The following is a 14,248-nucleotide window of genomic DNA, read 5'->3' on the forward strand; positions in this document are numbered from 1 at the left end:
AGCGTCCCGGGCTGCGTGCCCACGCAGAGCGTGGGTACGATCAAGCAAATTAGTGACGGAAGTGGCGCATGCCGGTGAACACCATCGCAATCCCTGCCTCATCAGCAGCGGCGATCACTTCGTTGTCACGCATCGAACCACCCGGCTGGATCACGGCGGTGATGCCGACCTTGGCCGCGTTGTCGATGCCGTCGCGGAACGGGAAGAACGCATCGGAGGCCATGACCGCGCCTTGTACCTGCAAGCCGGCGTGCTCAGCCTTGATGGCGGCGATGCGGGCCGAGTTCACGCGGCTCATCTGGCCGGCGCCGACACCGATGGTCTGACGGTTCTTGGCGTAGACGATGGCGTTGGATTTTACGTACTTGGCGACTTTCCAGGCGAAGATCAGGTCGTTGATTTCCTGCTCGCTCGGGGCGCGCTTGGTCACCACTTTCAGGTCTTCGCTGCCGATCAGGCCAATGTCGCGGCTCTGGACCAGCAGGCCGCCATTGACGCGCTTGTAGTCCCAGGCCGGCACGCGGTCGGCCGACCATTGGCCGCAGGCCAGCAGGCGAACGTTGGCCTTGGCGGCAACGATGGCGCGGGCTTCTTCAGTGACCGAAGGGGCGATGATCACTTCGACGAACTGGCGCTCGACGATGGCCTTGGCGGTCTCGGCGTCCAGCTCACGGTTGAAGGCGATGATGCCGCCGAAGGCCGATTCGGTGTCGGTGGCGTAGGCCAGTTCGTAGGCCTGGCGGATGCCGCCCTCGGCGTCCGGGCTCACCGCCACGCCGCACGGGTTGGCGTGCTTGACGATCACGCAGGCGGGCTTGACGAAGCTCTTCACGCATTCCAGCGCGGCGTCGGTGTCGGCCACGTTGTTGAACGACAGTTCCTTGCCTTGCAATTGGGTGGCGGTGGCAATGCCGACTTCGGCAGGCTTGGCTTCCACGTAGAACGCCGCGCTCTGGTGCGGGTTCTCGCCGTAGCGCATTTCCTGGGCCTTGACGAACTGGGTGTTGAAGGTGCGCGGGAATTCGCTGCGGCCTTCGGTCGACAGGGTTTCAGCGGCCTGGTTCACGGTGCCCATGTAGTTGGCGATCATGCCGTCGTAGGCGGCGGTGTGTTCGAAGGCCTTGAGCATCAGGTCGAAACGCTGAGCGTAGGTCAGGCCGCCGGCCTTGAGGTTTTCCAGCACGCTGGCGTAGTCGCTGGCGTTGACCACGATGGCCACGTCCTTGTGGTTCTTGGCCGCCGAGCGGACCATGGTCGGGCCGCCGATGTCGATGTTCTCGATGGCCGTCGGCAGGTCGCAGCCGGGCTTGTTGATGGTGGCTTCGAACGGGTAGAGGTTGACCGCTACCAGGTCGATCGGCTTGATGCCGTGTTCGTTCATGATGGCGTCGTCGATGCCGCGACGGCCCAGGATCCCGCCGTGGATTTTCGGGTGCAGGGTTTTGACCCGACCGTCCATCATTTCTGCAAAACCGGTGTAGTCCGCGACTTCCACTGCGGCGACGCCGTTGTCCTGCAGCAGCTTGAAGGTCCCGCCGGTGGAGAGAATCTCGACGCCCAGCTGTTGCAGCTCGCGGGCGAATTCGAGGATCCCGGTCTTGTCGGAGACGCTGATCAAGGCGCGGCGGATCGGCAGGCGGGTGGTCTGGTCGGTCATTTCAATTTCCATCAAAAGCAAGGGAAGTCAGCAAAAAAGGCGACCGTTTTTTACGCGGGCGCCTTTCTGGTTTGATTGAATGCTTACAGCAGATCGTACTGCTTGAGTTTCTTGCGCAGGGTGCCGCGGTTCAGGCCCAGCAGCTCACTGGCTTTGGTCTGGTTGCCCTTGACGTAGTTCATCACGCTTTCGAGCAGAGGCGCCTCGACTTCGGAAAGCACCAGGTTGTACACATCCGTGACGGCAGCGCCCTCAAGGTGGGCGAAATAATTGTGCAGCGCCTTCTCGACACTCCCGCGAAGGGTCTGGCCTTCTTCGCTGGGCGTATTGAGGTGCTGTTTCAAATTCACGTTGTCGCTCACGGGTGTTGTTCCACTCACTAAAGTCTCGGTCATCATCGTCATGCGGCCACCCCTTCGTCCCCTGTCAGGCTCTTGTAACGCTCAGCGAAGAACGCCTGAACGTCGGCGCATTGTGCTTGCGTACCATCCAAACGATTGAAACGGGCGCGAAACTCCCTGGCGCCCGGCAGGGTTGCGAGATACCAGCCCACATGCTTGCGAGCGATGCGTACGCCCATGACTTCTCCGTAGAAGGCATGTAGCGCGGCCAGATGCTCTAGCAGAATACGTTCCACCTCGGACAACTGCGGCGCCGCGAGCTTTTGGCCCGTGCGCAGGAAGTGTTCGATCTCACGAAAAATCCATGGCCGCCCCTGGGCGGCCCGGCCGATCAACAGGCCATCGGCACCGGTCGCGTCGAGCACGAACCGGGCCTTCTCGGGCGAATCGATGTCGCCATTGGCAAACACCGGAATCGACACCGCCTGCTTGATCGCGGCGATGGTGTCGTACTCGGCGTCGCCGATGTACAGGTCGGCTCGGGTGCGGCCGTGGACCGCCAGCGCCGTGATGCCCGCCTGTTCGGCGATCTTCGCCACCACCAGGCCATTCTTGTTCTCCCGGTCCCAGCCGGTGCGGATCTTCAGGGTCACCGGCACATCGACCGCGGCCACTACGGCCTGCAGGATCTCGGTGACCAGCGCTTCATCTTTCAACAGTGCCGAGCCTGCAGCCTTGTTGCAGACTTTTTTTGCCGGGCAACCCATGTTGATGTCGATGATCTGCGCCCCCAGCTCGACGTTCGCCCGGGCCGCTTCCGCCAGCATCTGTGCGTCGCCACCGGCGATCTGTACCGAGCGGGGCTCGGGATCACCTTCGTGGATCATGCGCAGACGCGATTTGCGGGTGTTCCACAAACTCATGTCGCTGGTGACCATTTCCGAAACCACCAATCCTGCGCCCAAGCGCTTGCACAGCTGACGAAAGGGCTGGTCGGTGACCCCCGCCATAGGGGCGAGAATCAGGCCGTTCTGCAATGTATATGGGCCGATGCGTACCGCCGACATAGGACTTCCCTGAAGTGGGGTCGGATCATGAGACTTCGAAAAAGGGTTGGCATGATACCCGCTCTCGATGACTGGATAAAGATCGAATTGGATAAAATCTGAACAGCTATTTTGTTATCGCCAGCGGTTTGGTCTGGGTAGGGTCAGTCAGAAAGTTGCCGTCAATTGGCCGACCCTGGCCGGCTTCATTCCGGGGAATGGAAGCTCAGACTGTAGTTCACCGCTTTGGGGCCAGGGTCCAGGATATCCAGCGCGATGTGAATGGGCGTCTGGGGCGGCATTTCGCCGCGGTCCTCGAGGTCGCCACCCAAGTACTCTCCGGGTTTGAAGCGACGGCTGGCGATCAGGTGGCCGTTGAGGTCGGCAAAGCGCAGTTCCAGCAATGGAAAAGGTTGGGAGAAGGGCGCACGGTTGTAGATGATCGCGTCCACCACCAGGGCGCCGCTGAACTCCGGATGGCTGCGCACCACCAGGTTGCTGCTTTTGATCTTGGCGATGTCGACCTTGGACGGTACGTCGCAACCGATGGTCGGACAGATTTGCAGGAACCACGGTCGGTACTGGTCCTGGCGGGCCAGTTCTTCGAAATGGTAGGCGATGTACTGGCCGCCCAGGGCCGCGCTGGCGAGCAGTATCAACAGGCCCCACAACAAGCGTCGGCCCCAGGGCGAGCGGCGTTTGCGCCAGTCCAGTTGCAACGGGTCGTCGTCCAGGTCGTGGAGGGCTTCGGCGCGTATCCCCGGCTCCTGGCGTTCCCGTGACTTGCGCAACGGTGCCAACTGCTCGGGTTCGTCGTCGTGGTCGTCGGTGGCAGACAGGCGCTCGAGGTGTTCGTCGGGCTCGTCGTCCGGGGCCAGGTGGAGAGGGGCGGCAGGCTCGTCGTCCGGTTCCAGTGGTTCAAGGGCCAGGGATAGCGACGGTTCGGTGCGCGGTGGTCGGGCCGGCTCGTGGGGTTCGAACGGTTCGATGGTGTCCTGGAGGACGGCTTCGGCGCGCTCGCTGGAAGATTCACTGTACAGGCTGTCGGGCCAGGCTTGCTGTTCGCTGGAGAGCGAGTCGCGTTGCGCGCTGAGGTTGTCTTCCCGGCGCCGGCCGGTATTTCCTGGCGCGCGATTGTCGCGCCGCTCCAGGCGCGCCAGTTCCTTGTCCAGGTCATCCAGATCCAGCTCGGCAGCGCTCCATTGTTTCTGGCTGATCGCCCGGGGCGGGGCTTCGACCGCCGGCTTGGAGGCCGGCACGACGGCAGGCGCCGCTTGTTTGGCAGTGCGTTGTTCCAGCAACTGTCGTGCGGCATTGAACACTTGCAGGCACGAGCCGCAACGAACCACCCCGCGGGCCACGCTCAATTGAGCATGGCTGACGCGAAAACGGGTATGGCAATGCGGGCACTGGGTGACGAAGCTGTCAGTCATGCGGCAATCCGGTGGATACAGGCGGTCATTCTAGCGCCGACGTCCGGTGATGCGCACCCAGCCATCGCGATTGGCGATCGGGTCCAGGTCAAAGTCCGCGGCATAAGCGGCGGCGACTTCTTCACCCTGTTCGGCCAAGATGCCCGACAGCGCCAGGCGTCCGCCCGGCTTGACCAGGCTCGACAGTTGCGGCGCCAGGGACACCAGAGGGCCGGCGAGGATGTTGGCCACCAGGACGTCGGCCTGGACCTGTGGCAAGTCCTGCGGCAAGTACAGCGGGAACGATGCTTCGGCAATGTTGTTTCGCCCGGCGTTGTCGCGGGACGCTTCCAGGGCCTGGACGTCGATGTCGGTGCCGACCGCTTCCCTGGCGCCCAACAGCAGCGCGGCAATCGCCAGGATCCCCGACCCGCAGCCGAAGTCGAGTACGTTGCAGTCCTTCAGGTCCTGGCCGTCGAGCCATTCCAGGCACAGTGCGGTGGTCGGGTGGGTGCCGGTGCCGAACGCCAGGCCCGGATCCAGCAGCAGGTTGACTGCGTCCGGCTCTGGCGCGGCGTGCCAGCTCGGGACGATCCACAGGCGCTGGCCGAAACGCATCGGCTGGAAATTGTCCATCCAGCTGCGTTCCCAGTCCTGGTCTTCGATCACTTCGCTGTGATGCTCGGGCAGCGGGCTGCCGGTCAGCAGCTCGAGGTGGGCCAGCACGCTGGCCGCCTCGGTGCCGCCTTCGAACAGGGCCAGCAGGTGGGTGTGGGACCACAGCGGGGTGGTGTTGAGCTCCGGCTCGAAGATCGGCTGGTCTTCGGCGTCCATGAAGGTTACCGATACGGCGCCTACTTCAAGAAACGCGTCTTCGTAGGTTTCGGCTTGTTCCGGGCTGATGGCCAGACGTACTTGCAGCCAAGGCATGGCGGGCACCTTTGGAAAAAATCTACAGGGGGCAGCGCAGGGCTGCAAAGGCGCGCAGTGTACGCCAGGTCGCCGCCAAAGTGGATAAGCGAGTCTCGCGCCATCCGGGTGGGTGTTTCGATATATATATGTATGCCATGGGCGTATCGCCGGGCGGATAAGGTGCCGGTCCACACAGTAGGGAGGAATGTGTATGGACATCACTGCCGAACGGCAAAGCAACATGGCGCGCACGGGGTCGGTCTCTTCCCCGCAGGCGGCGACTGTACAAATGACTCTGGAGAGATTGACGCGTTGGCAGGTGGCTATCGACGCGCGACTGCAAACCCAGATGAGCTTGCTGGAGGTACTGGAGGAGTACCTGCTGGTCGAGCTGCGCACCCATTATCACCAAGGCAACATCGATCCTCACTTCATTGACACCCTGCTCGACACGGTGTTGCAGCGCATGATCGATCAGAAACCACTGGTTAGCGATGAAGAGCAGGATGCGCCCTACCGCTGGCCGGACGGGGCTGACCTGGGTTTCCCGATTGAGCGCCAGGCGGTTATCGTCCAGGCGGTGGAGAGTGTCGCCTCGGGTTTTATTTATCACTACAAAGACTATTTGCGACGTCATTGGCGAATGGCGGAGCGCGACGCCTCGCTTGAAGCGCTGCTCGGGCACAAGCTCGATGAGCACATGGCTGCAGTCGAACTGCTGTTCCAGCCTGGTCCGCTGGAGGGCCAGGGGGGCGATGAGCTCAGGGAGAAAATCGAAGCGCTCCAGCACCGCTGGCGGCAGATGAGTCAATTGACTGCATTGGCGACGACGCAGGAGCGTCAAGACCTCGAGGCCATCGCGCGTTTGCAGTTGCCTGATTGGTTGCGAGGGCTAGGCGAAGTTGATCGTAAAAAGCTGGAGGCTTTCCAGGACCAGACTACCCAGGCCCAGGCGTTGCTGGATGGGCGGCTCGATGGCCTGGCTTCGCTGCAGGCTTTTGCCCAGCGCCTGGCCAAGGACTATGTCCGACGTGAACGGGACATGGAGGTCGAGCCGGACAGCATTCGAGTGCAGTTGCAATGGCGAAGTGTCATGGGGCAGCCGGTGCAAACCCGCAGCCTGAGCGAGCTGCTGGCGGCCGGTCCAGTCAGGCAGGACGCCGTGTCGGTGTTTCTGGTGGAAAACGGCGCCATGCTGCGTAACCAGCCGCTTTCCCCGGCGTTCATCAGCCAAATGCTGGCAGAGGTCGATGCCCCGGCCGGGTACCGGCAGGCATTGGTCGAGCGGTATGGCCGAGGGGATCTGAAAGACGCCATGCTCGATTGGTTCACGGCACGTTTGCAGCAAAGTGCGTTCATTGCCCGCTGTGCGGGTCACTTGACGGTGGCCAACCATGAGGCCGTCAAGGCGCTATGGGAGGGCGAGGCTTCGGCACCGTCCGTCGGCGTTCTACGGGTCAGTTGCCTGGTGCTTCCAAACGCGTTGAAGTGTGCCGATTTTCTCCTGTTCTATCGCCAGGACCTGCAAGGCGACCTGCTGCTGTACGCCCCCGACAAGCCGGATGGCCAGGAGTGGATCGAGTTGCCTTCGCTTTGGGCCGTGAGTGTGGAGATAGGTGCCTGGACTCGCAGCGAAGCCGGCCGCGAGTACCTGCTGCAACGGATTTCTCCAGCGGACCGAAGCGTGGCCCGGGCGTACTTTGCCCGCGTGGCAGACAAGCCGGCGACATGGGATTCAAGCCAGGATCCCAGAGGCGCGGTGGAAGGTTTCAGGGCGTGCCTTGAAGACATTGTTGCAATGGGCCTGGACAACAACCTGGCGCAAGTGGAACTGGACGAATCGCCCCGCTGGTACGCCGCCCTGCCGCTCGATGCGCGGCGAAACATCAGCACCTTGAGCCAGGAGCTTATGGTCCATCAGCAGGTGTTCAATCAGCAGTTGGTGGGTTACGAAGTCTTCGTGGATTTCGCCAAGCGTATCGTCACGCAAGCGATTGCTCCTTACATGCGCAGCAAGGGTGTGCGGGAACCGGTCGATCCCGCAACGGTGCTCATCGACTACAACCCAGGGTTGGCGGACGGCAAGACGAAGGTCGCCAGCCTGCTGGAGCTCGTCATCCATGGGTATGACGATAACTCGGGTATCGACAATCCCAGAAAAGGTGTGCGCTCATCGGTGGGGCAGGACTTGGGGCAGGTCCGCAGTGCGGAGCTTGCGTCCTATATCCGGCGGGCATACCTGGGCGAGCAATATGCGCGACAGGTCCGCGGCAGGTTTCTCGATGCCCGTGCCCCTGAATACACCCAGCGGCGCAATGCCTACCGCAACCTGCTGTTAACCCGAATGGACCGTGACCTGCGTGTCGCAACGGGCAAATCCCAGTTGGGTGCCAGTGAGTTCTGGTGGCTCACCCGGCAAGTCACCCTTCTGGGTGAGTCGGTGCCGGTGTCCGGTCCGGTGTATTCGGGGAGCGTCGTGCAGCGCGAAGGGGTGATCAGGTTTTCCATCGGCGGCCATATCGTGATGGGCGCCTATGTCTTTGCCTACTTCGACCCGAAGGGCGCCTATTGGCTGTACACGCCGGACGCTCCGGACGGTGTCACGTTTCGCCGGTACCAGGACTTTTCCGGGGCGGTCGCCACGCGCTTGCATGACTATGTGCTGGAACGGGTTGCCCTCGGCGCCCGTGCGGCGGTCCGGCGTTCGTTGGTGGCGCTGGCGGCGACGAGCATTGGCGTCGACACATTGCGCGAGTTCAATCGAGTGAACGATATCCAGGCGGAGTTCGATGCCTACATCGAGCGCGCCATCAGCGATGTGGAAGACGTCACCAAAAGTCGCGCCGAGGTGATCAGGCGGCAGGTCATCAAGGGGCTGCTGTTTGCATCGGCCCCCGTGTGCCTGGTTTATCCGCCCTTCGCCTTGCTGCTGGATGTCGCCTTCATTGCCGTCAGCGTCAAACAGGCTGCCGAGGCGCATGGGCAGGGCGACACGGATCGTGCGTTGGGCCACTGGCTGATGGCTTCCTGGGGCCTATTGTTCGCAGCCTTGGGGGGCGGGACCCTTGCTCCGCTGCTGGGGCGGGCAGCCAGGAGCCTGAAGCTTGTCGTGAAGCCTGTGTCACTGTCCGAGCAGCGCTTGAGACGCGTGACGCCGCTGATTGCCAAAGAGACTGGGCCAGTCATCCAGCCCATACGTTTCAAGCCGAAACAGGCAGTTGGCAAAGCGCCTGAGAATCTGGAGCTGGTAACCGGGGAAAGTATCTTCCAGGGCACCTATCGCAGCCCGTCCAGCGCATCGCAGCCACACACTACTTATTACATCCGCAGTAAAGGCAAGTACTACCAGGTGAAGGAGGATCCTCACTTTGGCGGTTTGTGCCTGGTGGATGCCAGTCGCCCCGGTGCCTTGTACAACCTGCCTATCCGCAGGGTGGGGAAGGGCAAGTGGGTACACAACGAGGTGGGCTTGAGAGGGGGAAATGATCAAGTACGTGTCCTTGGGCGAGTGAGTGACCTGCGGGAGGCGTTTCCCGGTCATGTTTTCCCAGATGTATCAAGGGGGGCGTTGCAGGGCGAGGCCGTGGTGGCGAGGTTCAGCGAGGCTGCGGCGGACAATTATCTGTTCTCGATGAACGCACAAGCATGCGTAATCGCTTCGTTGTACAACCCGACGACCAAGGTGGGGGCGGTCATTCATTTCGATCACAATATCCGTGCGCTTATCGAGCGCAGTCTCCGGGACGTGACGCGGCGCCTGGGTGGACCAGCCAAGGATATTCGCGTCACCCTGGTGGGGGGGGACTGGCTGACAGGCTCCGATATCGGCGGGCCTGTCAGGTCTGTGATGAGACGCCAGGGCATGCGGCCCACCTGGGACCATTGGTCGTATTCTTCCTGCTTCGGGAATATTTTTGGTGTCGCACTGGATATACGCAGTGGTGTTACCTCGGTGTTCAAGACATCGCGCAGTCAGGTCGAACGCTACTACATACCGGTGCTGGCGAGGGCGAAACAAGGCTCTGACCCAGTGTCGGTGCGCGCACGCGGCTTCATGACGCGCTTGAAAAGCGAAATGCTGGTAGCCAATGCTTACGGTACCGTCCTCACCCCGCAGGGCAGGCCAGCGACTGCGGCGCAGATCGAAGCCCACGCGTTCCCTACCGTGGCGCTGAGTTGATTCATTCGCGTGTCTGAAAGACTGGCAAAAAAAGACCCCGGCCAATGACCGGGGTCTCTTTTACATCACTTGAAACATCAGTGCTGGTTGCCCAGCTTGTGTTCCAGGTAATGGATGTTGACGCCGCCTTTGCAGAAGCCTTCGTCACGGACCAGGTCGCGGTGCAGCGGGATGTTGGTCTTGATCCCGTCCACGACGATTTCGTCCAGCGCATTGCGCATGCGCGCCATGGCTTCTTCGCGGGTCGCCCCGTAGGTGATCAGCTTGCCGATCAACGAATCGTAGTTCGGCGGAACGGCATAACCGCTGTACAGGTGCGAATCGACGCGAACGCCATTGCCGCCCGGGGCATGGAAATGCTTGACCGTGCCTGGGCTTGGCATGAAGGTTTTCGGGTCTTCGGCGTTGATCCGGCATTCCAGTGCGTGACCGCGGATGACCACGTCATCCTGGGTAAACGACAGCTTGTTGCCGGCGGCGATGCTGAGCATCTCCTTGACGATGTCGATACCCGTGACCATTTCCGAAACCGGGTGCTCCACCTGAACACGGGTGTTCATTTCGATGAAGTAGAAACGACCGTTCTCGTACAGGAACTCGAAGGTACCGGCGCCGCGATAGCCGATGTCAATGCAGGCCTTGACGCAACGCGCCAGGACTTCCTCGCGAGCCTGCTCGTCGATGCCCGGTGCCGGCGCTTCTTCGAGGACTTTCTGGTGACGACGTTGCAGCGAGCAATCGCGGTCGCCCAGATGGATCGCATGGCCCTGCCCGTCGGACAGCACCTGGACTTCGACGTGGCGTGGGTTGGTCAGGAATTTTTCCAGGTAGACCATCGGGTTGCCAAACGCTGCGCCCGCTTCGGAGCGGGTCAGTTTCGCCGAGGAAATCAGGTCTTCTTCCTTGTGTACCACGCGCATGCCACGACCACCGCCGCCGCCAGCGGCCTTGATGATCACCGGATAACCAACTTCGCGACCGATGCGCAAAGCGGTTTCTTCATCTTCAGGCAGCGGGCCGTCGGAACCCGGAACGGTTGGCACGCCCGCAGCGATCATGGCGTGCTTGGCCGAGACCTTGTCGCCCATCAGGCGGATGGTGTCGGCTTTCGGGCCAATGAAGGCAAAACCGGAATTTTCGACCTGTTCGGCGAAGTCGGCGTTTTCCGCCAGGAAGCCGTAGCCAGGGTGTATGGCGGTGGCGCCGGTCACCTCGGCAGCGGCGATGATCGCCGGGATGTGCAGGTAGGAGTGCGCAGCCGACGCCGGACCGATGCAGACGGATTCGTCTGCCAGGCCCAGGTGCATCAGTTCTTTGTCGGCCTTGGAGTAAACGGCGACGGTCTTGATGCCCATCTCTTTGCAGGCACGCAGAATCCGCAGGGCGATCTCACCGCGGTTAGCGATCAGAACTTTTTCCAACTTCGCAGTCATCAAAGGCTCTCCGCGGTTCAAACGATGGTGAACAGCGGTTGGTCGTACTCAACCGGCTGGCCGTCTTCGACGAGGATGGACTCGATCACACCGCTGGTTTCAGCTTCGATGTGGTTCATCATCTTCATGGCTTCGACGATGCACAGGGTGTCGCCTTTCTTCACGGTCTGGCCGACTTCAACGAAGGACGGCGAGGATGGCGAAGACTTGCGATAGAACGTGCCCACCATTGGCGAACGGGCAACAGTGCCGTTGAGCGCTGGCGCAGCCGGTGCGGCGGGCGCGGCTGCGGCAACCGGCGCTGCTGCTGGAGCAGGCGCGGCGGCTGGCGCATGCATCGGTGCCGGTGCATAGAACTGCTGGGCCGGGGTCTTGCTGTGGCGGCTGATGCGTACGGACTCTTCGCCTTCCTTGATCTCAAGCTCGTCGATGCCGGACTCTTCCAGCAATTCGATCAATTTCTTAACTTTACGGATATCCATGAATCATCAACTCCCAAGGGTCGGTCAGGGGCGTTTAACGCTTGTTTTCAAGCTGTCGCCTGTCTTTCAAGCTGCTCTAGAGCGGCCTCCAGGGCCAGTCGGTAACCGCTGGCGCCAAGGCCGCAGATCACTCCCACCGCTACATCGGAGAAGTAAGAGTGATGGCGGAAAGGTTCGCGTTTGTGCACGTTAGACAAATGCACTTCGATGAATGGGATGCTCACCGCCAGCAGCGCGTCACGTAATGCGACGCTTGTGTGTGTAAAAGCTGCTGGATTGATCAAAATGAAGTCCACGCCTTCGCCACGCGCGGCATGGATACGGTCGATCAATTCATATTCGGCGTTGCTTTGCAGATAGAGCAAATGATGGCCGGCGGCGCGGGCCCGCTGTTCGAGGTCCTGGTTGATCTGGGCCAGTGTCACGGCGCCATAGACGCCCGGTTCACGGGTGCCCAGCAGGTTCAGGTTGGGTCCGTGCAGGACCAATAGGGTCGCCATCTGCTGTTCCTTGTTATCTGTGAGCAGGTATCAGAACCTGGCGACTATGCCGCAAAGCCTTTGTGACTGTCCAGTTCTCTGCAATAGCCAGCACGATGACCGATGTTTGCGCGAAATTTGTGACCCAGGTCTCTGATCCGGTCATACGGTTGTAAACCGCACCCCGTGGGAGCATCAATTCCAGGGTCCCCTCGAATCAATGTGGGAGCGAGCTTGCTCGCGATGGCGGGCGGCACATCCAGCATCGACGCAAGTTGACCCACCGCTATCGCGAGCAAGCTCGCCCACAGTGTTTCATGCAGTCTGTGGCGCTAAACCCGAAATGCCTGCACGGCGGTGTGCAAACGTCCGCCCAGCACCAGCAGGTTGTCACCCTGTTCCCGGCCCTGGCCGATGCGCAGCAGGTTGTCGCCGCCCAGTTGGTGAATCCGCTCGCTGTGGTCGCGGATTTCGCTGACGGCGCCGCTTTGTTGGGCGGTGACATCGGCGATGCGTACCGCCGTGTCGGCGATGGTCTGGATGGCGCCGACAATCTCATCCAGCGCGCCGTCGGCGGCTTGTGCCTGGTTGGCGGTGGCTTCGGCGTGTTCGACCTGGGCGCGCATGCCGTCCACCGATTGGCGTGCGGCCTGTTGCAGACGGGCGATCAGTGTCTGGATTTCGGCGGTGGCACCGGCCGTGCGTTGGGCCAGGGAGCGGACTTCCTCGGCCACCACGGCAAAACCCCGGCCCATTTCCCCGGCGCGGGCCGCTTCGATGGCGGCGTTGAGGGCCAGCAGGTTGGTCTGGTCGGCAATCGAGCGAATCACCGTCAGCACACCGCCGATGGTGGCCGATTCCTCGGCCAGTTGTTCGATCATCTGCGCGTTGCCTTGCACTTCGCCCACCAGCGCATGCAGGCCGGTGAGGCTCAGGCCAATGACCTTCTGCCCCTGCTCCACGGCATGCCCGGCGCTGCGGCTGGCGTCTGCGGCCTGGCTGGCATCGCCGGCCACCTGCTGGATGGTCGCTTCCAGTTCGCTGAGGGAGTCGCGGATCAGCGCCGTGTCGCTGGCCTGATCCTCGGCGCCGCCGTGTAGCTCGCCACTCAACTCGGCCAGGGCACGGCTGCTGCCGGCGACCTGTTCGGCATTCAGGCGAATGGTGCCCACCAGATCCACCAGATAAGCCCGCAGGCGATTGAGCGACGCTTCGATGTCTTGCAGTTCGCGGTTGCTGGCGCCCACGCGGATGTCCCGGCTGAAGTCGCCTTCGGCCCAGGTCGACAGGGCTGGCGCCAGGTGCGTCAAGGTCCGCGCCAGGCGTCGCTGCAAGGTGTCGATGAGCAGGGCGATCAGCAGGATCAGGCCAATCATCACGCCCTGGATCACGCGAACCTCTCCTTGAATCTGCCCATGCTGGGCGCGAACCGCAGGCTCCATGGTATCGATCGCCTGTTGCACATCGGCGATCTTCAGGTGCGTGGCGCTGCTCAGTTCGGTGCGTTTCTGGATCAGTTCACGGGTGCGGGCCAATTCTGCCGGGTAACGACCGAGCAGGCTGTTGAGTTCGCGTTTGAGGGCGATGCCAGCGTCGTCGGCGGCGGTTTTTTCCTGGGTTTGCAAACCCATCAGCGCGGCGAAATCATCGCTGCCTGATTCGCTGCTGGCGGTGACGCCCAGCAGCGGCAGGCTGTCGAGGCGTTCGGCCTCCACACGGATGCTGGCCAGTTCCCGCTCGACGTCGGCGGCCAATTCGCTGCGGCCACTGCTGACCAGTTTGTCCCGCGTGAGGGATAGGCGGCCCAGGTGCTGCGACGCGGCAAACAGCGGGGGCAAGTAGGCCGGGGCGCCATTGGCGTATTGGGCCAGTTGATCGAGGCTGGCGCTCAACTCTCGTTCGGCCTGTAGCAGCAAGGCCTGTGGATCACCGGCCAGTTTGCCGGCGGCCAGCAGATCGGTCTTGCTAAAGCTGTCGAGGTTCGCCAGGCTCGGGCGCAGGGCCTTGGCCAGTTCCGGGGGAAATTGATCCAGGTCTTTTTGCAGGGTTTCCAGCGCCTGGGTGGCGGTGCTCAAGCGCAGGGCATCGCCGCTGGCCAGATAGTCCTCGATGTTGCGCGCCACTTCGCCCTGGAATTGTCGCGACAGGCCCAGGTAGCGCTCCATCAGCAGATAGGGGCGCTCCAGGGCAATCTGCGACCACCACAGCGTGGCGCCGAGGCCGAGGCACACGGCAACTAAAAGAAGGGTATTGAGATTGGTCAGCAGCTTCAGGCGCATCAAGTGTCTACCAGGGGCAGAATCGTA

Annotated in this window: 10 protein-coding genes; 1 reads left to right on the top strand and 9 read right to left on the bottom strand. The window is 62.0% G+C overall.

All coding sequences use genetic code 11. From position 1 onward, the window contains the following. Positions 1–49: 49 nt before the first annotated feature. The 5 genes from purH to prmA form a co-directional block, all read right to left on the bottom strand. On the bottom strand, positions 50–1,657 hold the full coding sequence (purH, locus tag BT116_RS04130; protein WP_072340266.1) for a bifunctional phosphoribosylaminoimidazolecarboxamide formyltransferase/IMP cyclohydrolase: 1,608 nt from the start codon (positions 1,655–1,657) through the stop codon (positions 50–52). 83 nt (positions 1,658–1,740) lie between these two features. Beyond that, entirely contained in the window at positions 1,741–2,061 is a 321-nt protein-coding gene (fis, locus tag BT116_RS04135) for a DNA-binding transcriptional regulator Fis (RefSeq protein WP_003186237.1), read from the bottom strand. Next, on the bottom strand, positions 2,058–3,065 hold the full coding sequence (gene dusB / locus BT116_RS04140; RefSeq protein ID WP_072340269.1) for a tRNA dihydrouridine synthase DusB: 1,008 nt from the start codon (positions 3,063–3,065) through the stop codon (positions 2,058–2,060). Before dusB ends, fis begins: the two co-directional genes overlap by 4 nt. Before the next feature lie 185 nt (positions 3,066–3,250). Continuing rightward, positions 3,251–4,477: a DUF3426 domain-containing protein gene (locus BT116_RS04145; protein ID WP_072340272.1), complete on the bottom strand. Its 1,227-nt coding sequence runs from the start codon at positions 4,475–4,477 to the stop codon at positions 3,251–3,253. 30 nt (positions 4,478–4,507) lie between these two features. Then, the gene (prmA, locus tag BT116_RS04150; RefSeq protein WP_063323115.1) at positions 4,508–5,386 is read right to left on the bottom strand and encodes a 50S ribosomal protein L11 methyltransferase; all 879 of its coding nucleotides are present in this window, start codon (positions 5,384–5,386) and stop codon (positions 4,508–4,510) included. A 193-nt stretch (positions 5,387–5,579) separates the two neighbouring features. On the opposite strand from prmA, the gene BT116_RS04155 reads away from it, so the two are divergent. Beyond that, positions 5,580–9,548, top strand: a complete 3,969-nt coding sequence (locus BT116_RS04155; protein ID WP_072340275.1) for a dermonecrotic toxin domain-containing protein — start codon at positions 5,580–5,582, stop codon at positions 9,546–9,548. A 77-nt stretch (positions 9,549–9,625) separates the two neighbouring features. On the opposite strand, the gene accC is transcribed toward BT116_RS04155, so the two are convergent. The 4 genes from accC to BT116_RS04175 form a co-directional block, all read right to left on the bottom strand. Further along, complete coding sequence (gene accC, locus BT116_RS04160; RefSeq protein ID WP_072340276.1) at positions 9,626–10,981, bottom strand: acetyl-CoA carboxylase biotin carboxylase subunit; 1,356 nt, start codon at positions 10,979–10,981, stop codon at positions 9,626–9,628. 17 nt (positions 10,982–10,998) lie between these two features. Beyond that, positions 10,999–11,463 (bottom strand): acetyl-CoA carboxylase biotin carboxyl carrier protein, encoded by a 465-nt coding sequence (gene accB / locus BT116_RS04165; protein ID WP_003197423.1) that lies wholly within the window; start codon positions 11,461–11,463, stop codon positions 10,999–11,001. Between the two features lie 47 nt (positions 11,464–11,510). After that, on the bottom strand, positions 11,511–11,963 hold the full coding sequence (gene aroQ, locus BT116_RS04170) for a type II 3-dehydroquinate dehydratase (RefSeq protein ID WP_063323112.1): 453 nt from the start codon (positions 11,961–11,963) through the stop codon (positions 11,511–11,513). 311 nt (positions 11,964–12,274) lie between these two features. After that, the gene (locus BT116_RS04175; RefSeq protein ID WP_072340278.1) at positions 12,275–14,221 is read right to left on the bottom strand and encodes a methyl-accepting chemotaxis protein; all 1,947 of its coding nucleotides are present in this window, start codon (positions 14,219–14,221) and stop codon (positions 12,275–12,277) included. Between the last annotated feature and the right edge of the window lie 27 nt (positions 14,222–14,248).

The sequence above is a fragment of the Pseudomonas sp. NFACC16-2 genome, assembly GCF_900119205.1.
In the GTDB taxonomy this organism is placed as follows: domain Bacteria; phylum Pseudomonadota; class Gammaproteobacteria; order Pseudomonadales; family Pseudomonadaceae; genus Aquipseudomonas; species Aquipseudomonas fluorescens_Q.